Origin of the sequence: Nesterenkonia alkaliphila, from assembly GCF_009758175.1 — a bacterium.
Taxonomy (GTDB): domain Bacteria; phylum Actinomycetota; class Actinomycetes; order Actinomycetales; family Micrococcaceae; genus Nesterenkonia; species Nesterenkonia alkaliphila.
The window spans coordinates 81,840-105,720 of sequence record NZ_WRPM01000051.1; the positions used below are offsets into that span (position 1 = coordinate 81,840).

20 protein-coding genes are annotated in these 23,881 nt (G+C 63.9%); 8 read left to right on the forward strand and 12 right to left on the reverse strand.

Going from position 1 to position 23,881, the window contains the following annotated elements; translation table 11 throughout:
* Nucleotides 1-22 precede the first annotated feature (22 nt).
* A complete protein-coding gene (locus GNZ21_RS16085; RefSeq protein ID WP_157322931.1) occupies nucleotides 23-1,105 on the reverse strand; it encodes an LCP family protein in 1,083 nt (360 codons plus the stop codon).
* A 139-nt stretch (nucleotides 1,106-1,244) separates the two neighbouring features.
* Here GNZ21_RS16085 and GNZ21_RS07560 point away from each other — a divergent pair, with 139 nt between their 5' ends.
* The 3 genes from GNZ21_RS07560 to tagD all read left to right on the forward strand — a co-directional run bounded on the left by GNZ21_RS07560 (nucleotide 1,245) and on the right by tagD (nucleotide 3,484).
* The gene (locus tag GNZ21_RS07560; RefSeq protein ID WP_157322933.1) at nucleotides 1,245-2,402 is read left to right on the forward strand and encodes a CDP-glycerol glycerophosphotransferase family protein; all 1,158 of its coding nucleotides are present in this window, start codon (nucleotides 1,245-1,247) and stop codon (nucleotides 2,400-2,402) included.
* A gap of 105 nt (nucleotides 2,403-2,507) precedes the next feature.
* Nucleotides 2,508-2,960 carry an adenylyltransferase/cytidyltransferase family protein gene (locus tag GNZ21_RS07565; protein ID WP_331250816.1) on the forward strand — a complete coding sequence of 151 codons (453 nt, stop codon included), beginning with the start codon at nucleotides 2,508-2,510 and terminating at the stop codon, nucleotides 2,958-2,960.
* Between the two features lie 80 nt (nucleotides 2,961-3,040).
* The gene (gene tagD, locus GNZ21_RS07570; RefSeq protein WP_157322935.1) at nucleotides 3,041-3,484 is read left to right on the forward strand and encodes a glycerol-3-phosphate cytidylyltransferase; all 444 of its coding nucleotides are present in this window, start codon (nucleotides 3,041-3,043) and stop codon (nucleotides 3,482-3,484) included.
* A 111-nt stretch (nucleotides 3,485-3,595) separates the two neighbouring features.
* Here tagD and GNZ21_RS07575 read toward each other — a convergent pair whose 3' ends face one another.
* The 5 genes from GNZ21_RS07575 to GNZ21_RS07595 form a co-directional block, all read right to left on the reverse strand.
* Nucleotides 3,596-5,158, reverse strand: coding sequence for an HNH endonuclease signature motif containing protein (locus tag GNZ21_RS07575; RefSeq protein WP_157322938.1), 1,563 nt, complete (start codon nucleotides 5,156-5,158; stop codon nucleotides 3,596-3,598).
* A 594-nt stretch (nucleotides 5,159-5,752) separates the two neighbouring features.
* Complete coding sequence (locus GNZ21_RS07580) at nucleotides 5,753-7,411, reverse strand: hypothetical protein (RefSeq protein ID WP_157322940.1); 1,659 nt, start codon at nucleotides 7,409-7,411, stop codon at nucleotides 5,753-5,755.
* 145 nt (nucleotides 7,412-7,556) lie between these two features.
* On the reverse strand, nucleotides 7,557-8,261 hold the full coding sequence (locus GNZ21_RS07585) for a DUF3800 domain-containing protein (protein ID WP_157322943.1): 705 nt from the start codon (nucleotides 8,259-8,261) through the stop codon (nucleotides 7,557-7,559).
* Between the two features lie 35 nt (nucleotides 8,262-8,296).
* Nucleotides 8,297-10,285 carry a tetratricopeptide repeat protein gene (locus tag GNZ21_RS07590; protein ID WP_157322945.1) on the reverse strand — a complete coding sequence of 663 codons (1,989 nt, stop codon included), beginning with the start codon at nucleotides 10,283-10,285 and terminating at the stop codon, nucleotides 8,297-8,299.
* Nucleotides 10,286-10,384: 99 nt separating this feature from the next.
* Nucleotides 10,385-12,187: a hypothetical protein gene (locus tag GNZ21_RS07595; protein WP_157322947.1), complete on the reverse strand. Its 1,803-nt coding sequence runs from the start codon at nucleotides 12,185-12,187 to the stop codon at nucleotides 10,385-10,387.
* 221 nt (nucleotides 12,188-12,408) lie between these two features.
* Here GNZ21_RS07595 and GNZ21_RS07600 point away from each other — a divergent pair, with 221 nt between their 5' ends.
* Together GNZ21_RS07600 and GNZ21_RS07605 are read left to right on the forward strand one after the other, a co-directional pair.
* Nucleotides 12,409-13,680, forward strand: coding sequence for an ATP-binding protein (locus tag GNZ21_RS07600; protein ID WP_229659428.1), 1,272 nt, complete (start codon nucleotides 12,409-12,411; stop codon nucleotides 13,678-13,680).
* 162 nt (nucleotides 13,681-13,842) lie between these two features.
* Complete coding sequence (locus GNZ21_RS07605) at nucleotides 13,843-14,094, forward strand: type II toxin-antitoxin system PemK/MazF family toxin (RefSeq protein WP_157322949.1); 252 nt, start codon at nucleotides 13,843-13,845, stop codon at nucleotides 14,092-14,094.
* Here GNZ21_RS07605 and GNZ21_RS07610 read toward each other — a convergent pair.
* The 3 genes from GNZ21_RS07610 to GNZ21_RS07620 all read right to left on the reverse strand — a co-directional run bounded on the left by GNZ21_RS07610 (nucleotide 14,071) and on the right by GNZ21_RS07620 (nucleotide 16,752).
* Nucleotides 14,071-14,847: a histidine phosphatase family protein gene (locus tag GNZ21_RS07610; protein WP_157322950.1), complete on the reverse strand. Its 777-nt coding sequence runs from the start codon at nucleotides 14,845-14,847 to the stop codon at nucleotides 14,071-14,073. The genes GNZ21_RS07605 and GNZ21_RS07610 overlap by 24 nt on opposite strands.
* 13 nt (nucleotides 14,848-14,860) lie before the next feature.
* Nucleotides 14,861-15,826 (reverse strand): Fic family protein, encoded by a 966-nt coding sequence (locus tag GNZ21_RS07615; protein WP_229659429.1) that lies wholly within the window; start codon nucleotides 15,824-15,826, stop codon nucleotides 14,861-14,863.
* Between the two features lie 194 nt (nucleotides 15,827-16,020).
* On the reverse strand, nucleotides 16,021-16,752 hold the full coding sequence (locus GNZ21_RS07620) for an acylneuraminate cytidylyltransferase family protein (protein WP_157322952.1): 732 nt from the start codon (nucleotides 16,750-16,752) through the stop codon (nucleotides 16,021-16,023).
* Between the two features lie 173 nt (nucleotides 16,753-16,925).
* Here GNZ21_RS07620 and GNZ21_RS07625 point away from each other — a divergent pair, with 173 nt between their 5' ends.
* Together GNZ21_RS07625 and GNZ21_RS07630 are read left to right on the forward strand one after the other, a co-directional pair.
* Nucleotides 16,926-17,597, forward strand: coding sequence for an Abi family protein (locus GNZ21_RS07625; RefSeq protein ID WP_157322954.1), 672 nt, complete (start codon nucleotides 16,926-16,928; stop codon nucleotides 17,595-17,597).
* 10 nt (nucleotides 17,598-17,607) lie between these two features.
* On the forward strand, nucleotides 17,608-18,684 hold the full coding sequence (locus GNZ21_RS07630; RefSeq protein ID WP_157322956.1) for a glycosyltransferase family 2 protein: 1,077 nt from the start codon (nucleotides 17,608-17,610) through the stop codon (nucleotides 18,682-18,684).
* On the opposite strand, the gene GNZ21_RS07635 is transcribed toward GNZ21_RS07630, so the two are convergent.
* The 3 genes from GNZ21_RS07635 to GNZ21_RS07645 all read right to left on the reverse strand — a co-directional run bounded on the left by GNZ21_RS07635 (nucleotide 18,645) and on the right by GNZ21_RS07645 (nucleotide 22,599).
* Complete coding sequence (locus tag GNZ21_RS07635) at nucleotides 18,645-19,472, reverse strand: D-alanyl-D-alanine carboxypeptidase (RefSeq protein ID WP_157322957.1); 828 nt, start codon at nucleotides 19,470-19,472, stop codon at nucleotides 18,645-18,647. The genes GNZ21_RS07630 and GNZ21_RS07635 overlap by 40 nt on opposite strands.
* Nucleotides 19,454-20,926: a Mur ligase family protein gene (locus tag GNZ21_RS07640; protein WP_157322958.1), complete on the reverse strand. Its 1,473-nt coding sequence runs from the start codon at nucleotides 20,924-20,926 to the stop codon at nucleotides 19,454-19,456. The genes GNZ21_RS07635 and GNZ21_RS07640 overlap by 19 nt, the downstream gene beginning before the upstream one ends.
* 251 nt (nucleotides 20,927-21,177) lie before the next feature.
* Nucleotides 21,178-22,599, reverse strand: coding sequence for an SIR2 family protein (locus tag GNZ21_RS07645; RefSeq protein ID WP_157322959.1), 1,422 nt, complete (start codon nucleotides 22,597-22,599; stop codon nucleotides 21,178-21,180).
* 169 nt (nucleotides 22,600-22,768) lie between these two features.
* Here GNZ21_RS07645 and GNZ21_RS07650 point away from each other — a divergent pair, with 169 nt between their 5' ends.
* Nucleotides 22,769-23,881, forward strand: coding sequence for a hypothetical protein (locus tag GNZ21_RS07650; protein WP_157322960.1), 1,113 nt, complete (start codon nucleotides 22,769-22,771; stop codon nucleotides 23,879-23,881).

Here is a 23,881-nt window from a genome sequence, read left to right on the forward strand (position 1 = left end):
GGCTCTCAGGCTGAAACGGAGCTCAATTATTTGCCGCGAATTCGCCGAAAGTGCCGTCCCGCATCGCCTGGCCTGCCTCGGCAAAGGCATCGAAGTCAGCCACCACGATCGATTCGGAGCCGGCGGTGCCCACTCCGAGGTTAGGCAGGGTGAACATCTCGATGTCTCCGCCGCGCACATCGCGCAGTGACCACGTCACATCAGCCACGTAGCCGGCCTCTGCCAGTTGGGAGTCCACTGCCATATGCGGGGCGAAGGAGGAGACCATCTCATGGACCCGGGCCGGGTTGGTCAGCGTGGCAGGCGTGAGCACCTCGTTGAGCACTCCGCTCATGAAGGCCTGCTGGTTGCGCACCCGGGAGTAGTCCCCATCGGAGAAGGAGCGGCGTTCGCGCACAAAGCTCATCGCCTGGGCGGAGTCCATATGCTGCTCCCCGGCCACAAACTGGTAGCCGTCCCGGGAGGTGAAGGAGACTGGCGAGTTCACGGTGACCCCGCCCATGGCGGAGACCAGGTTCTGGAAGCCCACCATGTCTACGGTGGCCACATGGTCGATGGGCACTCCCACCAAGTTCTCCATCGTCGCAACTGCCACCGATGGCCCCTCCCCCAAAGAGAGCGAGGCGTTGATCTTGGCCTCACCGTGCCCGGGGATGGGCACCCAGGTATCTCGCATGATGGACATCAGGTAGATGGCGTCCCGGTCATGCGGGATATGCATCCACATGATGGTGTCGGCGCGGCCGGAGTTGGGCAGCCAGGGCACATTCTCGAATTCGCCGGAGCCGCCGCCGGAGTCAGAGCCGATCAGCAGGATGTTGAGCTGCTCATCCTCGACCTCTTCGCCGGTCTCCTCATCGTCAATGGTGGTCTCATCGGGCCGCTCGGCTGTCCCGGGGAAGGTGTGCTCCTCGTCGATGACGTTGACGGCCTCCTCATAGGCTCCGCGCAACGAATTCAGGTACAGGGCGGCAGCGGCCACCCCGCCGATCAGCAGCACCAAGGCACCGCAGAGCACCCCGATGGCAACCCTCTTACCCCGCCGATTCTTATGCTCCGGCTCGGTGTCAGTATCCTCAGCCTGGTCGAACAGATCCTCGCTCACAGGACACCAGGGTACGGGATGGCTGCACGCCCTTCTCATAGGGGTACGTTAGGGTTTCCATGGTATTTGCACATGTCGATCATGCCGGAAGGATCTGGGGGACCTGGAAAAACGCATCCTCACCACTCCGCTGGGCGTGATGATCGCCGGGGCGCGGGGCGTCTATGCCTTGCTGAAGCTGTTGCCGGTGCAGCGCAAGGTGGTGCTGATCACCCGTGAGCCCAAGCAGATCACGGTGGACTTTGCCCTGCTCAAACAGGCGATCCAACGCAAGCACCCGGATCACCGGATCGTGGTGATCAAGCACAAGAAGCTCTCCTCCAGCTATATCCCCAAGGCCTTCCGCGAGATGTACCATCTGGCCACCTGCGCGGGCTGCCTGGTGGACGGCTACATCATTCCCGTGAGCATCCTCAACCACCGCAAGGATCTGCGGATCGGCCAGATCTGGCACGCCCTGGGGGCGATCAAGAAGTTCGGGCACCTGGCCTCCGGGACCAGGGAGGGCCCGAACCCTCGGGTGGCGGCCACGATGCGTATGCACCAGAACTACAGCTTTGTCTGCGCCTCCGGGCAGGTTCCAGCCTCCATCTACACCGCAGCCTTCGGCATTCCGGCCGAGAAGATCCAGCCGCTGGGGATGCCACGGATCGACTACCTGCTGGATGCTGAAACGATGCGCGCCCGGCGCACAGAAATCCTAGACCGCTACCCCCAGCTGCGCAGGCCTGAGGACCAGCGGGGCCGCACAGTGCTCTACATTCCCACCTTCCGGCGCGGCAAGCACATCCCCTATACCCAGCTGGCTGCAGCGTTCCCAGATCACGACGACGCGCCCAACACTCTGGTGCTGCTGCCCCATCCGCAGGACAAGTCCCCCCTGCCGGAGGGTGGAAACACCATTATCGGCAGTGAATTCGGTGTTCTTGACTGGCTGTCAGTGGCCGATGCGGTGATTACCGATTACTCAGCCGTGACCTATGAGGCCGCTCTGCGGGACGTACCCCTGGTGTTCTGGCCCTATGACATCAAGGACTACACCAAGGCCCGCGGCCTGGCGGTGGACTATGAGGCTGAAGTCCCCGGCCCGATCGTGACTTCCGCCACTGAGGCGGTGGAGACCGCACTGAAACTGCGTAACCCGGACTACCGCGAGTTCCGCTCCAAGCACCTGAACTACGTCACTGACCGGGATGGTGCGCTGCCGGAGGATCCCCCAGCCTGTGCCGACCGAATTGTTGAAGCCCTCAACCTGGAACCTGAGCATAAGCCCACACCATCCTCTACCCCAGCTTGAAACCTTCCCTTTTCATGACATTGCTATCATGCGGCAATAGTTGCAAATGTCATCGATATTGCCGGTGCGGTGCCGGGCACAACCGGGGGACGGTGTGAGGACCTTATGAAGCGAGTTCTGACCTACGGAACATTCGACCTGCTCCACTGGGGCCATATTCGCCTGCTTAAGCGCGCCAAGGCCCTGGGCGACTACCTTATTGTCGGTGCCAGCACTGATGACTTCGCCGTGGAGCACAAGCAGGTCCGCGCCCCCTACCACCAATACGCCACCCGTTGCGACATGCTGGAGGCGGTGCGTTATGTGGACCTGGTGATCGAGGAGTCCAGCTGGGAGCAGAAGATCGATGACATCCGCCGCTACCATGTGGACACTGTAGTCATGGGTTCGGACTGGGAAGGGTCTTCCAGTTCGAGTACCTCCAGGACTATTGTGAGCTGGTCTATCTGCCGCGCACTGAGGGGATCTCCACCTCCAAGATCCGGCGTGATCTGCTCTCGGATGCCGTGGGGCTGCCCGCCCGGCGCAAACGTACTGTGCGTGAACCCGCCGTGGTGACCACTAAGCTCACTGCCCTGCCCCGCTCCGCCTGAGCGGCGACAGCCGGACAGTCAGTACGACGCCGCCCCGCCCACCTTATGAAGCGCATCCTCACCTACGGCACCTTCGACCTTCTGCACTGGGGGCATATCCGACTGCTGAAGCGGGCCAGGGCACTTGGTGACTATCTCGTCGTCGGGCTCTCCACTGACGAGTTCAATGAAGCCAAACCCGGCAAGCAGCCCAGCTATCACCCCTATGAGCTGCGCAAGATGATGCTGGAAGCCATCAAGTATGTGGACCTGGTGATTCCGGAGACCAGCTGGGAGCAGAAGCGCCTGGATGTGGCTCAGCATGAAATCAACACCGTGGTGATGGGCTCGGACTGGGAAGGGTCCCCGCGGTTTGAGTACCTGCGGGAACACTGCGAGGTGGTCTACCTGCCGCGCACCGAGGGAACCTCCACCTCCGAGATCCGCCGCGATCTGCTCTTTGAGGCCATCCAGTATAAGGAGCAGGAAGAGCGCCGGGATCACTATTGAGTTGTCAAGCGCCTTGCCCGTGCCTGCCGCAGCAGGGGGCTGAGGTCGACTGGGGCAACCTGCCCGGCACCCCGTTGGAACCAGGTGTTCAGGCATCAGGGGTGCTGAGGGTCAGGGTGCTCCACCTGGGTTCGCCCGGGGCGGGTCGGCTCCGGTGGTGGCCCAGTCTGGTGGGGGATCTGGTGAGGCCCGCTGTGGCGGATCGTTGCCTGGGAGGTGCCCGTGGGATTTGATCTCGTGATGGTGGTGGCAGAGCACCTGAGAGTTCTGCGCATCGGTGGCTCCACCTGTCTCGTGAGAGATGATGTGGTCGACCTCTGACCGGGTGGCAGGTTCAGTGCATCCGTAGGCCTGGCATTGCCCGGCTCGGATCTGGACTGCGGTGCGCAGGTTTCCCGTCACGAACCGGGCCGAGGACTTCGCCTCCAGGAGGTTCGGCCGAGCATTCAGCTGCTGAATCAGTGCCTCACGAGCCAGCTCACCGGTTGCACAGAGGCCGTCAAGAGGGTTGGTCTTACCGATCTTGACGATCTTCTCTCGGTTTTCAACACCATCGGTTCCGGTGGTGGTGCCAGTGAGGTAGTAAGTGTTGTCTGCGGTTGGGTCATTAGCTATGCGGCGAGCTTCAGATGCAGGCAGGGTGAATGCCCCGTCGCTGCTGACGGCCGGAGCCTGGGAATCGCCGGTGAGGGTCTCCAGGGGAACGGTGATGTTGATGGCAGCTGCGGTGGGGCGGCGGCTGGGACTACCCACTGCAGTCCCGCTCTTTTCGGCACCCTCGGCATTCCCACCCGCGGCACCGCGGTCGATCCATGCGGTGAGCACATCGGCCGTTCGGTTGTATCGGGTGGTGTCCTCGGGTTTCCCGGTCTCGGGGTGGGCCTGCCGGCGCGGCATGCCTGCGGCTGCGGCATCCACTTCCTGATAGATCCGGGTAGCGGTCAGAGTGGGCAAAACCGCGCGCAGGGTAGACATACCGTTGCTGTGGTGAGTCAGGGAGACCCCGCGGGAGCTGCGGGCCCGCTCATAGCGGCGCTGGTCGCCCGAGGGGTCTGCCGCAGCCACGTGGTGGTGGATCTGCTCTTTGAGAATCCGCTCATTCTGGGATGGGGCTACAGCGGCAAACTGCGCATCCAGTGCGGCCGTGAGCTCCTGCTGATCCTCCGGCCGGCCGGAGTTGGTTTCAATCAGGTCTGCGGCGCCGGAGACCAGCACCTTCAGCCGGGAGAGATCGATCTCTCCCCGGCAGAACTGGTCCCACAGCTGGGGCAGCCACTGCCGTGCGGTGGCGGCAGTACCAAGCATGCTCGCGATATGGCGTTCAGGAACCCCCAAGAGGACACCCGCCTGATGGTGGGCCGCCTTCGCCGCTGCCCGGCCCGTGAAATTATCAACTCTCTCCCGGCTCTGCGTTGCTTCAGTGACCTTCCGGTCCCGGTAGTCCAGCAGCTCCGTAATCTTGCGGGCTTCAGCCACCCGAGCGGTGACTTCAGCCTCCCAAACCGCTGCGAGCTCTGGCTCCTCGGTCAGGTGCGCGTACTCCGCAGGCAGGGCCGGGGCAGGTGAGCTGCGGCCCTGCCAGTCATTCTGGAACTCAGCAGAGACTCCCCCGCCCCCGGTTGCGCCGGCAACAGCGGGCTCCCGGATCAGCGTCAGTGCTGGGTTCGTATCCATGTTCCAATCCTACAGCAATGTGATACGCATCACAAGTGGTTTCGTTATATTTGTTCGATGTAGAGGCTCGGATGATATTGTTCGTGTCATTTTGAACTCTCAGAAACAATAGACCGAGGGCGGGGCCTGGAGTCGGGGACCAGTGGCAGGGGTCAGAGCCCCGAGGCGGAAACCAAGTGCAGAGAGGCCCGAGGCACATGCCACGAGGACGGGCTGCAGCCGAGGAACAGACACGCAGGTCAGAGCTCCCGGGCAGAAGCCAAAGGCGGGCTGGAGTCGGGAACCAGGCACAGAGGTCCGGGCCTCGTGGCAGGAACCACGAGGGCGGAGTCTGGAGTCGGGGACCGGTGGCAGGGGCAGAGCCCCGGGGCTGAAGGCAAGAGGACACAGCCCCGAGGCGGAACCTAGAGGCACGGTCCAGAGCCTGGAGGTAGAAACCAGAGGTCAGAGACTCGAGTCAGAGGCTCCGCGGCCAAAGCCAGACGGCAGATCGCGGGGCCACGGACAACAGTAAGCGATCCGAGCGCGAAGCCAGGGAGCAAAGCGAAGAAGACGCCACCCCGAGGCACAAGCCCAGAACCCGAGAACCCAGCGTCAGTTGCCGGAACCGAGCCCCAGCGGGCCGGCCTCCAGCCGTTGCAGATAGGCCGTCTGGCTCAACCCCAGGACCTCCGCAGCCGCTCCGTGGGCGGTGATCAATCCCGCATCCTGCACGCCCTGGACCCAGCGGAACTCATGGGCCAGATCGTGCATGGCCACCACATCATTGGTCTGGTTAAAGGGACCGAAGGCCGTGTAGCTGGCCCGGTAGCCTGCCACGGCCAGCGCCTGCCCCGCGTAGAAATCGGCGTTGAACACGGCGATCTCCGCCGGGGCGAACTGCAGCAGGTCGTAGATGATCCGCTGCAGACCCTGCGGCGCCCCGCGGAAGTAGAGCCCGTATTCGAACCGGGCCGGCCGCAGCCATGCCGGCCACTGCTGCTGCAGGCTGGGCGCCTGGACAAAGAACGGCCTGGTCACTGCCAGCTGGAAGGCCCCGGAATCTGCGGCCGCGGCGATCTGGTCATAGTCGCGCAGCAGATCGCGCCCGGCATAGTAGGCGATATCGGTGCGGGTACCCGCATCCACCGGCATCCCCGCCGGGGTGTGGCGGGTGCGCACCACGGCGTCATAGGAGTCGATCAGCTCACCCAGCCCGTCTCCGGCGGCCGGGCCGACCACCGCGATCCGCTTCCCGGCCACCAGCTGACGCATCTGCTCCTCGCCGGGGGCCGGGGTCTCGGCTTGCCGCGCCCTGGCGTGCTCGCGCAGCGGCCCCGCATCCCCGGTCCATAGGGCGGCGTCAGCGGCCAGTTTCTGCAGCTGTCGCTGGACGGAGGCGGTGCGGGCAACTACTGAGGGTTTCCGGGCCGTGTGCAGGAGGGCGGCGTCGTCCCCTATATAGGCGTAGCCACCCAGCAGGTGTTTGTGCCAGGTGGCAGATTCCAGCGGGATCCCGCTGAGCTCATGGACCCGGTTGGCTGCCATTGCCTGCCGCAGCCGGGTTCCGGCGGTGAACCGGCCCAGGTACTGCATCCGGGCGGCGAGGGTCTCCAGCAGCAACTGGTGCAGGCGGGGCAGCCGGTGCTCCTGGTAGTGGACCTGAGCGGCGGCAGCGCGGACCTCCTCGGCGCTGGGCGCGGGGGTGAAGACCGCGTCGAAGGCACGCCAGAATCCGCTGCCGGCTCTGAGCGGGCCGCGCCGCGGTTTCAGCTCGCCGAGCACCGACCAGATCCGCGGCCAGTCATAGTGGGAGCGTGACCCGCAGGTCAGTACGCCTTCGGCGGCGCGCAGGTCCCCGGGGTTCTCGGAGAAGGCCAGCTCGTAAAGATCAGCCGCAGTCTGCTGATCATCCACATAGGGTTTGCGGTAGGCGGCTGCGGCGGCGATCAGGTTCGCCGCGGTGGGGTCCTGCTCGGCGCGGCGGGCCAGGTCCTGCACATCGGCTGCGGGCTCGGCGGTACCGGGGACCAGCCCGGCGATCGGATCATAGACCAGCCCCGCGCCCGGGTTCTCCGGCAGCGCCTGGCGCAGCAGCCCGGAGGCCAAGCCCCGGTAGCTGCCGGTGGTCTCCCGGCCTGCAGGCGCCATACGCTCGGCAAGCCTCTCCACCAACGACGCCGCCCCGGGCACCCTCACTGCCCCATACACACCGGCCTTGACCACAGCTGCGGCGGCGATCTTGAACCGCAGCCCATGCAGACTCACCGCCACAAGTCACTCCAGTTTCTAGTTTGTAGAGATAATGACGGGTCTGTGCCAATAGATGCGTCTCGGTGAACTGTCGTGTATTCTAGATGGTGCAGACCCCCCCACCACATGTGGAGACGGGGGTCTAGCTGTTTAATGCTCTTCACGCTTAAATCTCCCTAGGACGGCGAGCAGGATCACGTAGGGCCAGATACGTCGGATACCATTCCCTTGCGAATTGATTGCCAGCATGGGGATCTATAGACACATTTGCGCTCCAAGCAACCAGATCGGCCATCTGCATCAATTGTGAAGTTCTGGAATCGAGGTGGATCGCATCCTCCAAGACTCTCCGATCAGCCAGCTTCAGACTGCGATGGCTCTGCCGGTAGGAAGAATCGCTCCCATCACCGTCCATAAACACCAGTGCTAATGAGTCTGTTTGGGCTAGCTCCTCCTCAAAGACTCGGATCAACGCAGAGTATGTTTCAGCTTTCACTCTTGCAAACTCTTCCGCAGGACCGCGCCGCCATACCGCTCCGACCTTGAGTCCTTCCGTAGAGCGAAGTGCATCGAGGCATTCCACGGCAACCGCCCTGCCCAGGTCTTTCCAGAATTCCTGGCCTCTGTGTACAAACCGATCAGGAATCCGTTGCGATATACGCCCCCGCCCATTGACAAACTGCGTGGCGTGCAGTTCCTCAACAACAGGAACACCATAGTCGCGCCATAACTTTTTTCGCAGGTCCAGCCATGTTCGGAGCACAGTGGCCCAGTGATCAGGCTGGAACTCGATCCATCCATAGACCACCAAGCCCGAGGACGGGTGCCCGGAGTCATCTACGTAAATCATCCGATCGAGCGTGGCGGTCATCACCCAATCCTAGCCAGGGGCCCGGAGTCGGCACCTCATCCCTCTGCGGTGCGCAGGGCCGGGGATTCTTCGAGCCGCTGGATGTAGGCGGGCTCGTCCAGGTCCAGCACATCGGCCACCACGCCGTGGCCGCGCAGCAGGCCGGTGGCGGCGATCGCTGTGGTCAGCCGGTGCTCGAACACCAGGTCATGGGCCAGGATGATCTCGTTGACTATGGAATACGGCCCCAGCCCGGCGTCCTTGCCCTCGCGGTAGCCGGCGCCGAATGCGGTCTGGCCGGTGAAGAAGTCGATGTTGAACAGGCCGATCTCGGCAGGGGCAAACTGCAGCACATCGTAGAGGATCCGGCCTATCCCCATGGGTGGCCCGTGGAAGCCCAGGGAGTAGTCGTGGCGGTAGAAGCGCAGCCAGTCCGGGAGCTCGGCGCTGAAGCTGCTCATGCTCAGGGCCCGGCCCACCACCATCTGCAGCTCTCCGTGGGCCACGGCCTGCTCTGCCACCGGCACGAACTCTTCAAGGTCGCGGCCGGAGAAGTAGCTGATATCGGTGCGGCTGCCGAGTCTGGCGAGTTGGGCGTCGTCGAACTCTGTCATCAGCCGGGGGCGGATCACCACATCGAAGCTGTCAATCAGTTCGCCCAGCCGGTCGCCGGTATCAGCAGGGCCGACGACGGCGACTCGCTTCCCTGCCACCAGCTCCCGGAAAAGTTCCTCACCGGGAAGTGGAAGATCCGCTGCCCGGGCTGCGGCGTGGTCGATCAGCGGCTGCGGGCGGCCCTGGATGAGATGGACATCGGCGGCCATCTTGGCCAGCCGGTGCTTCTCGGATGTGGTGCTGGGTGTCCAGGGCATGGGGTCGATCAGCTGCTGGGCCTGCTGGTACTCGCCCAGGTAGACCAGGGCGGAGAGAAGCTTCTGGCGGTGCCTGCTGTGCCCGGCGCTGGCGGTGCCCAGCCAGGCGGCGCTGCGCTGGGCCAGACCGCGGCGCAGGGCGAAGGCCTCTTTCATCCTTTGGGCGAAGGAGAGCCGGTAGACGATCAGGCTGGTGGTGGGCCAGGAGAGCCGCTCCCCCTTGGTGTGGGCGATGCCCAGCTGCACGATCCCCGCACTGATCTGCGCCCGGCCGGCACCGGCGGCGAACATGGGCCGCAGCGCTTCCATCAGCTTCATCCGGGCAGCCCGGCCGCGGGTCCTGCGGGCGGATTCGTAGAGCTCCGCGCTGCGCCAGAGCCGGGCCCAGTCCTGGTCGGCGCGGGCGCCCATGAGGATCACGCCGCGGAAGGCGGCCTCACGGTCCGGCCGCAGCTGCAAGGCCTTTTCGTAGGCCTCCAGGGATTTGTCCAGGTCTGCGACATGGGGTTTCCGGTAGGCGGCGGCCAGGTAGGACCACCAGCTGGAGCTGGCCTCCGGGGCGGTCTCCACGGCCTGGCGCAGCAGCTCCAGCCCGGTGGGCCAGTCACCCCGCTCGAACTCCAGCCGGCCGCGTTCGTGCAGGATGTAGGGGTTCTGCGGGTCGAGCTGCTGGGCGGTGGCCAGGGCTTCGCGGGCGGCCTCGGTGTCGGAGACCGCGCCGTGGACCAGGCCGGCCACCGGGTCGTTGGTGACTGCTCCGCGCCGGGCCCGCTGCAGGGACCGGGCCAGGGCCACCCAGCGCAGCGGGTTCTCGGGCTGCAGCTCGGCGGCTCGCTGGCGCAGCTGCAGGGCGGTTTCGTACTTGCGCAGCTTCATATAGCGCAGGGCCAGCCGCTCCAGGGTCTCCGCGGAGGTGATGGAGCTGATGTCCAGCTGTTCGGCCAGTTTCTCCGCTCCGGTCCGGTTGGCCTCGAACAGGACGGTGGAGGCGCGTTCGTGCAGGTTGTCCAGTGCCCGGGGCCGGTCGGTCATCCCGACTTCCAGCCGGGGGGTGAAGAACCGGCCGGAGGCTACGACGGCGCGGGCCAGGGCGGTATCGGCCCCGGGGATCCTAGCGGCCCCGCGGACGGCACGGCTGGCGGCCTCAGCCCCTATCACCAGTGGTTTTAGCATCGAGGAACGAGTCTAGTCCGGGCTACCCACATTTCCACGCAGCACACCGCGCCTCCGCCCAGCCAAGGACAGCCCGGACACTCAGCCACGCACCACGGCTCAGTACGGGGGCAGGCTGGCCCAGTCCAGGGCCTCCCGGCGCGGCCCGTCCAATGAGCCGCCGTCGGTCTCCTCGACCAGGCAGGCGTAGAGGGTTTCGCGCAGCTGGCTGATGTCCGAGCCGAACAGGGAGATGTCATAGCGCACCGCGGTGTGCACCCAGCCCATGGCGTACCGGCAGTGGAAGCCCTCATGTTCGGGCATCCAGTTCCGCGGCGCCTCCCCGGACCTCTCCTGTGCCTCCAGGGTCGGGACGGCCAGCAGGTTGGCCGGGTCGTTGTAGAACGCCGCTCGCTCCTCAGCGTCCCGGTGCTCCATCTCCGGCCAGGCGTGGCCCACCGGCAGGATGTGGTCCAGGGTCACCGCGAAGCGCCTGTACGACATCTGCTCGCCGGTATAGGGGTCATAGAAGGTCCCGCCGAGCACTGCGGTCTCCGCGTTGTTCCATTCCGCGGCCTCCAGGTCCCGGCCCAGCACCCGGTGGCGGGTGCTTACTCCGGCACCGTCTACGCTCCACCCGCCGAAGGCCTCCTGGCGCTGCCCGGCCAGCGGGCTGCCGTGGAAGAAGTTCTCGTCCTCTTCGGCCTGCTCGTCCAGCTCTTCGCGCAGCTCATCGGCCTCCTCCCCCGAGCACTGGGTGTTCTCCGGGGTGGTCACCCGCGCATAGGTCCGTTCCTCACCGGTGCGGGGGTGGGTGGTGGTGAAGCTCAGCACATCGCATTCCTCGTGCTCCTCCCGCTCCACCGAGCGGGTCCGCACATGGTGCTCCAGGTTCCACAGGGCGTCGGCGTAGTCGCGGTCGGAGTAGTGATCCCGCGGTCCCCCGCCGGGCTCCGCGGCCACATCCTCAGAAGCGGGCTCCGGGGGCAGGGCCTGCCAGTCCAGGTCCTCGCTACGCTGCCCGCCCAGCACGCCACCGTCCCCCAGCACCTCACCGTCCTCCAGCTCCTCCTCCAGGCAGTCCCAGAGCAGATCGCGCAGGTAGTTCACGTCCTGCTGGAACAGGGAGATCTGGTGCTTATTGGCGATATGGGTCCAGGTCATCCCGTAGGCGCAGTGCGCCTCCGTGTTCTCCGGCATCCACTCCGCCGGGGTCTGCCCGGCCTTCTCCCGGTTGATCCAGCCGATGGTGGAGGTGAGGTTCATCGGGTCGTTGTAGTAGGCCACGCGGTCCTCCCGGGACCGGTGCTGCATCTCGGGCCAGGTGTGCCCCACGGGGATCATGTGCTCCCCGTGCGTCTCGGTCTGCGCGATGTCCACGTACTGCCCGGAGTAGTGGTCCCAGTAGGTGCCGGAGACGGTGAAGCTGGAGTTGCCCAGGTCGCGGGCGTGGATCTCGGTGCGGGAGTTGACCCCGTTGCCGTTCACATCGGCCCAGGTGCCGTAGTAGGGCACCCGCTGTGCGGTGTTCTCATAGGGCCGGCCGTGGTAGAAGTTCGGGTCCTCCTCGTCCAGGGCGTCGAACTCCTCGCGCAGCTCATCGGCCTCTTGGCCGGTGCACCACCAGTTCTCCGCATCGGAGATGTGCACATAGGTGCGCTCCGGGTCCAGGCCCAGCGGGTGGCTGACCCGGTAGGTGATCACATCGCAGTCCTCACCGGACTCCCGGTCGAGCTCCCGCACATAGGTGGTGGTCTCCAGGTTCCACAGGGCGTCGTAGTAGTCCTGAGCGCTGTAGTCCTGGAACGGGTTGGGCACCTCCTCCGGGCTGGAGTAGGCGGCCGCCGGCGGGGCTGCGAGCGCACCGAGCAGCAGGGCCGCTGCGGCAGTCCCAGACAGAGTACGACGCCGCCACACACCCATTCGCGGCACTCCTTACGTCTTGCTGGACTCCCCCAGCACCACAGCCTAAACCCTCAGGCTCAAAATCCCCTATGGCCCCCACCACAGCTCCCACTTTCCTCGCGTTTGAGCATCCAACCAGCTCGAAAACGTGCACATAGAGTTCCTTGCACCGACAGATGGACTAGTTCGATCTCGACAAATGGTCGGATTCAAGGTCGACATTTGGTAGAGTTGCGCGTGTGAACTACAAGCGCCGCGTCATGGATGAAATTCTTGACGATCTCTTCCCACACCTTGCAGCCATCGCGCTGGAAGGAGCCAAAGGTGTGGGCAAGACTGCAACAGCGATGCAACGGGCTCGCACCACGTTCTCACTGGACGATGACCGGCAGCGCCTTTCCGTCGAGACCCACTCAAGACAGGTGGTTGAGGCCGAACCCCCAATCTTCATTGACGAGTGGCAACTGGTTCCAGCCGTGTGGGACCGTGTGCGCAGATCTGTAGATGCCGACCCATCAGGCGGAAGATTTCTCCTGGCCGGTTCCGCCGATATCCCATCCGGCACTCGCATCCATTCTGGCGCCGGACGCATCGTGAGCCTCACCATGCGCCCCTTATCCTTCGCGGAACGTCACCCCGACCAAGGGTCGGTTTCAATGAAGGACCTTCTTTCCGGAGCTCGGGCTGATATCACTGGAACAACAGATTTCTCGGTTCCCGAGTACGCGGAAGAAATTCTACGCTCAGGCTTCCCCGGTATCCGAGACCTCCCTAGCCGGGCTCGTCGACCACACCTCGAAAGCTACGTGCAGCGCATCATCTCTCGGGATCTCCCCGAGAACGGTGTGCTAGTGCGAAAACCACAGAGCCTGAGAAAGTGGCTGGAAGCCTACGCGGCCGCCACGGCCACCTGCACCAGCTATACAAAAGTCCTAGCTGCAGCCACCGCTGGCGAGGATGACAGACCAGCCAAGGAAACCGCGATCAGTTATCGAGACCACCTACAGCGACTGTTCATCCTCGAGCCTCTGGATGCCTGGCTCCCCAGCTTTACTCCGCTGAAGCGCTTGACCCAGTCACCCAAACATCATCTGGTAGACCCCGCATTGGCAGCCCATCTCGCGGGCATCGACCAGCACGGACTGCTGAGAGGCAAGGGGCCGGAGAACCTCGACTACGCCGGAACCTGGCTCGGTGCACTTTTTGAGTCCCTGGTAACCCAATCACTGCGAACCTATGCTGATCTGCATGAGGCGACCGTACTCCACATGCGCAGCAGGGGTGGCGAGCATGAGGTGGATCTCATCATCCAGCGCCCAGACCACAGCGTGCTCGGGGTTGAAGTCAAGCTTTCGCATCAGGTGGACAAAACTGACGTTAAGCACCTGCATTGGCTCGAAACCCAGATCGGTGACCGCCTCCTAGACAAAGTAGTCATAAACACTGGCCCAGTCGCTTACCGACGGGAAGACGGTGTAGCCGTAGTGCCACTCGCCCTGCTCACGCCCTGACGCGCGTAGCCTGCCAAGGCAATCTCCGACTGCCCCAGGGATTCCACCACATTCCGCAGAGTGGCCTGCTGCACGCACTGAGGCGTCATGACGCCGTTCCAGCGCGGCCAGGTGTGATACATGGACCTGGGCGGTCAGGCAGGGCGTCGCCCCTAGCTCATCGTGTCGAACAACGCGCGCAACAGAGGTCTGGATACAGCATTAGCCGTCCCAATCACGACGACTGGTCGCCACGCAAATCTGCCTACCGTGGTGGAGATGCCCGCCGGCGAATGCGTCACCGGCTGGGCAAAGTGCGACAACCTCATCGAGGTGTGGCCTGACGAAGCGGTCGCCGATCACCCTGAGGGCACCCTGCTGCAGAAAACCATGAGAGCCATCGAACAAGGCCTAGCAGCAGCCCTCGGCTTCTAACCGTCCACCACCCACCGCGGCCAGGACCTCCGGTGAGAGGTTGTACATGCGCAGCTTGGCATAGGCGGTGATCTGCTCATCGCTCAGGCTGCGGATGATCTGCGCCTCAGCCTCCGGGCCGCCTTCGACCTCCGTGCCGCCCTTGGGCAGCGAGGAGCTCAGCGGCCCGCCGTGCAGCGGGACATCCACCACGCTGATCGCTGCTGCGGTCAACGAAATCACGTGGGAGCGGTCGATCAGCCCCAGGCCCTCCAGCAGCGCCTTGGTGGAGGTGCCGTGGGAGACCAGCACCACGGTGCGCAGGTCATAGTCGGTGTCCACTGAGGGGGTCGGCTCCAGCTTGGCAGCTGAGCGCACAATGCGGCAGAACGCGGCCTTCATCCGTTCCACCACCGCGCCGGGGGCCTCTCCCCCGGGAGGTGTGCCCTCGCCCTTCTTCCAGGACTTATAGAGCTCGGCGTACTCGGTCTTGGCCGCAGCGGTCTTCATGCCCTCCCAGTCACCCAGGTTCTGCTCGATCAGCCCGGGCAGCTCGACGGGATCGAACCCGAGCCCGAACTCGGCGAAGGTGGCATGGGTGCGCTTCAGCGGGGAGACGTACCCGGCGGCCGGGTTCTGCCCGCGCACGTAGAGGCCTGCCGCCTGAGCCTGGACAATGCCCGACGCCGCCAAAGCAACCTCCGACTGCCCCTGCAGCCGGTGCGCCCTATTCCACTCCGTCTCACCATGACGGACACAGATCACACGAATCATGCTTCGTTACCCCTCAGATCCTGCCTCGGGACTTCTTGTACTCGTCAACGGCCTTCCGCGAGCTTCTCCACTCTCCATCGGGACCGTGGACGGCGTCGAGACGCCCCCGCCGAGCAGCATGCCGGAGAGCAACAAGTGACAGTTCTTTGTCAACCAATGCACTCAACGGGACAAGACGTGCAGGCCCGGCGACGTTCGGCACAATAAACCTATTCAAGTTGTCATACATTGCTCTTGCCAAGAGTTCCCCAAGGGGCCCATGGTCTCCGTCATCGGCACGCTGCATAGCTTTCAGGTATGCCGGCCTCTGCTTTTTCAGCACAATCACAGGGGGATAGCCAAGCCGCACAAGCAACAGGTTCAGCAGCAATCGGCCAGCACGTCCATTGCCATCGATAAAAGGGTGCACCTGCTCGAACCGGTTATGAACTTCGGCGAGGCGCTCCGGCCAAGGCTTCGAGTCTTCACGACTGCGCAACATGTCCGAATGAGAGTTGATGAAAGCCACCCACTCATCAACTTCTGCTGGAACCAACGGCCACGGGGGTGGAGTCATGCCTCCGTCGAAAGCATGAATGTCGTGTTCGCGAAAATTCCCTGGACTTTCTGCCGGTGTGGCTTCTGGGTGGGGAGCAACTTCCCAGACGGGGCTCATCGCTCGGTGGTGGACCTGCCGCACCTCATAGACGCTGATCAATCCATCCGTCTTCCAATCTCCTGGCTCAAGAGCCTGACTATAGACCCACTGCGCAGCGACGCCATACCCCTGGACTTCCATATACTCTTTGAGGGGCTTGGCTCCAACAGCCCGTCCTTTTTCCAGAAGAGTCTCGACCTCGCGCAGGACCAGGGTGTTGCCCTCCAGCGCTGTTGAGTGGTGCGCCTCCAAATGCCAGATATCAGACCAGATGAATTCCGCCTCTTTCGGCGAAGGCAGGCCACCGAGACGCTCGTTGAGCTCCTCGATTGCATTCTCCAATCGCTGGTATACCGTCGCACGCGATGGCCGGCCTCTAGGCATTGGTTTCTCCAAACTTGGTACACCGAGCGCTTACCTAATTGATCATACCAACCGCCTCTTAGTTGGTACACCCTGAGACCAGCGAATTGATCGTACCAACCTAGACATCCAAGACCGACGACGGCGCCGGCACCCCGGCTCGCTCACTCTGCCTACAGCAGCTCATACCCCCGGTGGATCTTGGCGAGGGCGATGTCCTGAAGCAGGTCGAACTGCTCCTCCCAGTCGATGTCCATGACTGCCTCGCCCTCCATCTCATGCATGAAGGGCCGCTCCCCCACCCGGTCACCGACCTCCCGGACCCGGGCGAAGGGAATCAGATAGGCCACATGGTTGACCTCATACAGCGGGGCGATGTCCTGGCTGCGCGGCCACTTCTCCACGGATGCGTCGTAGTTGAAGGGCTTGCCCTCGGCGTCCCAGAGGAAGGTGTGCAGCTTGGTGACCGTCAGCAGGGAGTCGTGTCCCTGCGCGGCGGCACTGGCCCAGGCGCTGATCAGTTCGTTGAACACGGTGTGGGTGACAAAGGGGTGGGTCACGTGGGTCATCAGCATGGTGCCCTCATCCCGCAGGGTGCCCAGATACTTGATGAACTCGCTCATCGGGGTGGAGGACCGGCCCAGCTCGTCAGGGCGCTCCACCACGGTGATCCGCCGGTCCTGCTCGGCGAACTCCCCGGCGATCTCGGCCACCACCGGGTCATTGGTGGAGATGAGGATCTCCTCCAGCGCCTCGACCCTGCTCAGCTGCTTGAGCTTCAGCTCCAGCAGGCCGTTGTCGAACCCGGCGAAGGGCCTGGTGTTCTTGTTCTTCACCCGCTTCGAACCGGCCCGGCAGGGCACTACGGCAATGATCGGCTGAGGCGGCGTTCCATGTTCACTCACCCCATTAGGGTATCCCTGAAAAGAGAAAGCCCCCCGGCAGTTGCCGGAGGGACGATCTATGTATAAAGAACGAGGGACCTTGTCCTCGTATTAGCTACACAATATGCCAGGATGATCCTATGGCGCAAGATTCTACGGCCCAACATGTCCTGAATCACTTACATGCTGCCCGCATGGATCCTTACATGCAGGCCAGCTCACAAAACCTGGAACTGGCGCTACGCCTGTATCTCTGGAATACCCAGGTTTCCGGGGCCCTCTTCGAAACGCTCAGCATCACAGAAGTGTTGTTCCGCAACGCTATCGACGATGCCCTCAGGAAATGGAACGCTTCCCAAGGGCCGGGGTATTCCTGGGAATGGACTGCTCGGGCGGCAAAGCCCCTCAACTCGATGATTCGCAAGCCACTTCGAATAGCCAGAACTAACGCAGAGACAGCACGCAGCAACCGTGACTCCCAGCACCCTCGCAAGGATACCAGCATCGACCACAATGACCTGGTCGCCCAACTGTCGTTCGGCGTATATGCCCGGCTTATGCCCACACAGGACCCCAACGCCAAGAACTATGTCCAACGGAAAATCCTATGGCGAGAGGCGCTTCAGACTGCATTTACAGGGCGCCCTCACGACCAGCCTCAAGCCCATGCTGGCCGCGTTGAACGTCTCCACACGTTGCGGAACCGCGTGGCGCATGCTGAGCCTGTCCTCAACGTCAAGTTCAAGAGCCGCGTACGCGACATGGTGCGCCTGGCGCAAAGTATTAACCCTGATTTGGCCGGCTGGGTTTCAGGGACTACGCGCGTACATTCCGTAGTGGCGCAGCGGCCTCACTCACCCCATTAGGGTATAGCTCATGGGTTTTTCTCTGGCTGAACGCCTGCGCCGGGCCTCCCCGCGCACCGGTACACCCGGCACCCCCCTGGTCACCGTGGGGGTGACCAGCTATCACGACGCCGCGGTGATCAGCCGGTGCCTGAGCAGCCTCGTAGATCAGACTCTCTCCAAGGATCAGATGGAGGTCCTGGTGGTGGATGACGGCTCCTCGGACCGCACCACCGCCGCAGCCCGCAGCTTCAGCAGCAGCGCAGAGTGGGCAGGCTTCGAGGTGCTGGCCCATAAGTCCACCGGCTCCCCCTCCAGGGGCCGGAACACCATTCTGGACCGCGCCCGCGGCACCTACACCTTCTTCCTGGACGCAGACGACTACCTCGGCCCCGAAGCCCTGCAGGCACTGACCCGCGCAGCCGGTGCGCAGCGGGCCGATATCGCCGTGGGCCGCTATGTGGGGGTCAACCGCTCGGCTCCGAACATCCTGGCCCGGAAGAACCCCGAGCACCCCGGCGGCTACCACGCCGGGTGGCTGAACAGCCTGCATGTGCAGAAGCTCTTCCGCACCGAGTTCCTGCGCAGCCTCAGCTACCGGTTCAACGAGTCGCTGATCTACGCCAGTGACCATCCCTTCATGATCAGCGCCTTCCTGCACGCCCGCCAGGTGGCTGAGGTCCCGGACACCAACTGCTACTTCATCACCTTGGATCCGGCCGGTCAGAACAGCCGCGGCCATGTCTCCCGCGCGGAGATCCCGGCGGTCAAGCAGCTGCAGTTCCTGCATGACTGCTTCGGCATCCTGGCACTGGGCCGCGGTGCGGGCGGGCAGCGGGCCAAGCTCGCCGGCCGGATGCGCATCGACTACTGGAACCGGCTGCTGAAGCTGCATATCCCCCAGCTGATCCTGCGCAAGGACCAGAACGACGACGCCGCCATCACCGCCCTGGCAGCCCAAGCATCATCTCTTGCCGAGCTCTATGGGGCACGGACCTCCCGGGTGCAGCTGATCGAGGGTGCCCAGCAGATGCTGGCGGCACTGGGCACCGAGGAGCCGGCGGAGATCTATGCCACCGCCCAGCGGCTCAGGAGCCCGGCGGCCTGATCCTCAAGCGCCTTGGCCGCAGCTTTGGACTCGGGGCGTTCCTGCATCACGGCGAAGGCCACCACGGGGGTTCCCTCCGGCCCAGCCAGGCAGTACCCGGATAGAGCTGAGGAACGCATCCCCCGTGGGTAGCCTTCGCTTTTCGGTGTCAGGTGGGTGCCGGTCTTGCCCAGCACCAGGCCGGTGATCCCCTCTCCGCGGCCCCGGGAGCGCAGGGTGCCGCTGCGGCCCATCACGGCCAGGCTCGCGGTGAACTCCGCGGCGCCGGGGGCAGCGGCCATGGCGGCGAGATATTCGGCTACCAGCCGGGGACTGGCCCGGTTGGCGAACCGGTACCCGGAGCCGTCGATCTGCCGGTATTCGGCACCCAGCTGCAGGGCTGCCCGGCCCTGGGTGCTCCTGCGCACCACGGAGCTGACGTGGCGGGTGATGAGCTGGGCTCCGTGTGCGGTGTTGGGCCGGCGCGGCCGGATCAGGCCCCGTCTGTACCGGGAGATCTGTTCGGCGAGTTCATCGGCCACGGTGTTGTCGGATTTCCGGCCGGCTGCTGCGCAGCGCTGCAGCAGCTCGGTGCGCTCGTGGCCGCGGACCGGCAGGGTCTGCAGGGCGGCCCCGATGGTGAAGAGCTTGGCGGTGGAGGCCATCATCCGGGGCGTGCTCTCCTGCCAGCTGGCCAGCACTGCCCCGGTGCGCAGGTCGATGGCATAGGCCCCGGCTGCTGCCTCGGGGGCGAACAGGCTGCGGATCCCGCTGCGCAGTTCCTCGGGGGTCACCGGTTCTGGTGCCATTGGGTCACCAGTTGGGTGAGCACCTCGTCCAGGTTCATGGAGTTGGAGGCTTTGAGCATCACGGTGTCCCCGCCGCGGAGGTCATCGTTGAGCTGCCGGGTCAGAGCGGCGGTGTCCGGCAGGTGGGTGATGTTCTTCTGTGGACCGGTCTGCTCGTAGGCCTGGCCCATCAGCTCCCCGCAGAGGTAGATCCGGTCGAGTCCGTAGTCGCTGAGGGATTCGATGATTCTGCGGTGCAGCTTCAGCTCGTACTGGCCGAGCATATGCATGTCACCCAGCACCGCGATTCTGCGCTGCCGGCCGGCCCCGGCTTGCCGAGCGGCCAGGCTCTGCAGGGCTGCGGTCATCGAGGAGGGGTTGGCATTGTAGGTCTCATCGATGAGGTGGACCTGTCCGCCTGCGGGGTGATCCACCGCAGCCGTCTCGCCTCTGCCGGGCAGGGCCTGGAAGCTTTCGAAGGCGGCGAAGGCCGGCTCGGTGTCCTGTACCCCTAATGCGTGGAGGGCTGCCAGCACGGCCAGGCTGTTGCCGGCCATATGGTGGCCGTGGGCGCCGATCCGGTACCGCAGGGTTCCTGCCGGGGTCTGTGCCTGTACCGTGCTCTCTGCCGGGTTGTAGTCCAGGAGACGGTATGCGGCGTCGTCGTGCTGGCCGTAGGTGAGAAGGTTCCAGCCCTCGGCGAGCGCGCGGTCCTGCAGGTCCCGGCTGCGCAGGGTGTCGTGGTTGATCACGGCGGTGCCGCCGGGCGGCGGGCTCTTGAGGATCTCGGACTTCTGCTTGACCACTCCGCTGAGGTGCTTCATAACTTTGGTGTGGGCGTGGCTGATGTTGGTGATCACCGCGACCTCCGGGGAGATGGGGGTGCCGTTGGGGATGGCTTCGCGGAAGAAGGCGCCCCGGCCCCCGGCGGAGAGCTCCAGCAGGGTGAGGTCGTGGTCGGCGGCGCGGGTGAGTTCGGACAGCACCCGGATGTAGGTGTTGAAGTGGGTGGGCGGGGAGAGCACCTGATGCCGGGGACAGCAGGCCTGGTAGGCGGCCTGGAGCATGGCTTTGAACGTGGATTTTCCGGCTGATCCGGTGACTGCGGCGATGGGTTTCCCGGCTTCGGCAGCGCGCCGGCGCCCGGCGAGGCCGGCGGCCTGGATGAACTCGTAGGTGCCTTCGGCGTAGAGGTAGTCCCGCTGGGGTCCGAAGGGTGCCTCGCCCATGGCGGCGGGCACCAGGATGCGGTTCAGGCTGCGGGTCTCGATGTAGTCGGCCAGCTTCTGGGGGCTCCAGGAGTTCTGCAGGGCCTTGGTGCGCTGGTGGTAGGGCCAGCTGTCGTCGAGGACCACGAAGTACCGCTCCGGGTCGGTGCGGGTGCCCGGCATGGAGAACCCGTGGAACTGCGCCCGGGGGTCTCCGGTGGCCCGTACGCTCACCCCAACACTGTCTACCAGCTCCTGTTCAATCACCTCAATAGGCTATACGCGCTCGGCAACGTAGTGCGTGCTGTGAGACAGGAGACCCTTGTGCAAAAGCATCGGCGCAGTGAATGGCCGTTGTTACGAGGAGCGGCGGCCCTGTACGGCGCTTGCACTGAGTGAAGTGCCTCCAGCGTTGGTTGCAGTGATGTATCGACCCGTGCGCGCGCTACTCCGCACTCCCGTGACCCGGTACTCACCGTTGCCTAGGCTCTGCAAAGATAATTGGCTGGCCATTGCGATCACTCCCTTTCAGTGTCCAGTGTAGAACATTCGGCTATCTCATCAGCGGAGCCGAGCCGTCGGCTCCAATCGTTTGCGATGTCTAGGATCTCCTCGCCCCAAAGTCCTTCCACGCCTACGTAATCTTCTGCTTTCCCCGGCAAACCGACACTGAGCACCGCAGCGGCGATATAAGGCAACCCGCGAATTTCTACTCGAATCGGAGTCGCCAGCACTGTTCCCCATCTCCCGGGGCCTCCCTCCGGAAGGTCCTGAAAGCGCGTATCATCAGCACCTAACACCCGTCCTGCAATCCAGGGGCTGTCGTGGCCGCTCGGAACTCTGCGAAGCTGCGTAGGATCACAATAGATTCGATCTTGAGAGGCCCAGCGCACCAGATTGCCGTCCCCCTCCGCCAACCAAAGAGATAAGTTCAGGCGTTCTGCGCCGAAAAGTTGTTTTAACTGCCCCGACTCTTTGGAGAGCTGTTCGGCGTACTGCTTCTGGAGGTCCCCGAAGGAGCGTTCATGAGCGGCCCAAAGGCTCTGCGCCCTCTCCTGGGGCGATAAGTAGCTTGGAGCATCAATATGCCGTAGTTCTCGGAGGATCTGACCTGCATCTGTGAACTCTTCGACGATAACCGGCTCTAGGCCGACCGCTCTCCATTGGTCTTCCAACGCGTCGCGTACAGTTGCAAAGTCAGCGCGGGACAGCCCAAACGCTTCCCGAGCCAACAGAACGATGGCTTCGTGACCTTGGGGCTGTTCTCGCAGCGCTTCGTGCAACCAGTGGCGGAGGTCCGGGTCCCGGTAGGATGTGCCCGCGATTAAGAGCGCACCTTTGCGGACGCATTCCTTCAACACACGCAGTTGCCAGGTGTCTGGAGCGCCGATCAACTCATTGAAGTCGGAGAGCGTCAAGGCTAATCCTTCAGGCGCGCACCTCCGGTCTACGATCCCATGAAGGTGGTACACAGGAAGCGACTCTTTGTGGTTATCTGTGGCAACAGCTTTAGCCTCGTTCTCCCCCTCATGGTGGAATGCTGATTCCAGCAATGTGTCGAAGTTAAGCGTTAGCAACGTAGTGTCTTCAGAATCTCCGGAAAGAGCGTACCCAACAACAGCACGGTGCAGGGCAGAGGGAGTTTGAGTTGGGGGCCCCTGGTAGAGCACCCTCCTAACAACTGACCCCCAGTCGACCCCGAGGCGAGCTTTTGCTGCTTCTGCTGCCAGCAGTTCGTCCTGATGCTGGAGCAACAGGTCAGCTGCCTCTCCTGACTCCACGGAGGAGCTTTCGAGCAACAAACGCCTGGCGAGTTCTCTCCAGTTCGGCAGGCCTGATCCAGTCGACGCGCCTGCACCAATAAGTAGTGTGACGTGATTTTCCGCCCCCGAGCGACGGAATCTGTTCATCAGCTCGGGGTCCAAGTCAGGAGCGCTCATGCCATGCATTCTTTCATCTGCCAACGCTCAATCTGAGAAGCTCACCAGTTCTGTGGATAACGTGAATGCGTGGTAACAGCTCTCTTTGACCAATAGTGCGTGGCCCCCCACCATCGCCTCGCCGTACGCTTCCAGCATCACACGCATCGATTGCGGATACTGTATGACTATGGCCACCGCACCCGCTGACACTCCGCGTTCTGCCCGAAGTCAGGACCAGTCCGCTCCCCTAGAGCGGTTCATCCGCGAGGTGGTGGCCCCTCAGCACGGGGAGCTGAATGTGCGCAGCAATGTGTTCGGCCATTCGGCGCTGATGATGGGGGCGGCCCGCTCCCTGGGGATCAAGATCCGCAAGATCACCAGGGACCATTATGTCTACGTGTACAAAGGAGAGGCCATCGGCGGGTTCGACGGCCGGGCCACCACGTTGAGCAGCGATCAGGCGCGGCGTGTCACCCAGTCGCTCCCGCTGACCCGCAGCTACCTGCGTGCTTCCGGGCTTCCTGTGCCGGAGAGCACCAGCTTCGCCCCGCACCAGTACGACGCCGCCTTGGAGCACTTCCGCTCGCAGCAGGGGGAGGTCATCGTCTCCAGTGCCCGTAAGCACTCCGGGTTCATTGCCCGGGTGGGCACCGCCTCGGAGGAGCAGTTCTCCCGGGACTGGGAGGCGGAGGTGGAGGCTGTCAGCGCCCGGAGCAAGAACTTCCAGCAGATTCTGCTGACAACTACTGCACCGGGGATTCCGCTGCGGGTGCTGACGGTGGGTGAGCGTGCTGCGGCGGCGGTGGTGCGGGTTCCGCTCTATGTGGTCGGTGATGGCAACTTGACGGTGGGTCAGCTGGCCAGCCGGGAGATAAAGCAGCGCAACGAGTGCAACTATCTGGCTGAGATCCAGCCGAAGGTCGGCGAGAAGTTCTTCCAGCAGCTTCCGGTCAATTCCCGCAAGGTCCTTCCCCCGGGGACCGTTCAGCGGCTGGACTCCTCCGTGCAGGGCTATGGTGACGGGCGGATCAGCGTGGACGTCACTGAGCAGCTTGCCCCGGAGATCGCCGAGCTGGCCTTGGACGCGATGTGGGCTGTCCCCGGCCTCAGCGCAGCAGCGGTGGATCTGGTGGTCAACTCCGTGGACAGCCTGGAATCGGCCGTGCTGCTGAGCCTCTCAGCGGCCCCGGACATCGCAGAATTCCGGTACCCAGCCTACGGATCTGCTCAGCATCCCAACCGAGCCATCCTCCGGCATCTGATTGAGCATTCGGCCCGGGGCGCACGCAAGTCGCGTTAG

Coding starts and splice junctions, on each gene's coding strand:
- GNZ21_RS07610 (WP_157322950.1), bottom strand. CDS start 14,847: ATGATTCGTGTGATCTGTGTCCGTCATGGTGAGACGGAGTGGAATAGG.
- GNZ21_RS07575 (WP_157322938.1), bottom strand. CDS start 5,158: ATGGATACGAACCCAGCACTGACGCTGATCCGGGAGCCCGCTGTTGCC.
- GNZ21_RS07635 (WP_157322957.1), bottom strand. CDS start 19,472: ATGGCACCAGAACCGGTGACCCCCGAGGAACTGCGCAGCGGGATCCGC.
- GNZ21_RS07645 (WP_157322959.1), bottom strand. CDS start 22,599: ATGAGCGCTCCTGACTTGGACCCCGAGCTGATGAACAGATTCCGTCGC.
- GNZ21_RS07650 (WP_157322960.1), top strand. CDS start 22,769: ATGGCCACCGCACCCGCTGACACTCCGCGTTCTGCCCGAAGTCAGGAC.
- tagD (WP_157322935.1), top strand. CDS start 3,041: ATGAAGCGCATCCTCACCTACGGCACCTTCGACCTTCTGCACTGGGGG.
- GNZ21_RS07595 (WP_157322947.1), bottom strand. CDS start 12,187: ATGGGTGTGTGGCGGCGTCGTACTCTGTCTGGGACTGCCGCAGCGGCC.
- GNZ21_RS07590 (WP_157322945.1), bottom strand. CDS start 10,285: ATGCTAAAACCACTGGTGATAGGGGCTGAGGCCGCCAGCCGTGCCGTC.
- GNZ21_RS07560 (WP_157322933.1), top strand. CDS start 1,245: ATGATCGCCGGGGCGCGGGGCGTCTATGCCTTGCTGAAGCTGTTGCCG.
- GNZ21_RS07565 (WP_331250816.1), top strand. CDS start 2,508: ATGAAGCGAGTTCTGACCTACGGAACATTCGACCTGCTCCACTGGGGC.
- GNZ21_RS07630 (WP_157322956.1), top strand. CDS start 17,608: ATGGGTTTTTCTCTGGCTGAACGCCTGCGCCGGGCCTCCCCGCGCACC.
- GNZ21_RS07625 (WP_157322954.1), top strand. CDS start 16,926: ATGGATCCTTACATGCAGGCCAGCTCACAAAACCTGGAACTGGCGCTA.
- GNZ21_RS07585 (WP_157322943.1), bottom strand. CDS start 8,261: ATGACCGCCACGCTCGATCGGATGATTTACGTAGATGACTCCGGGCAC.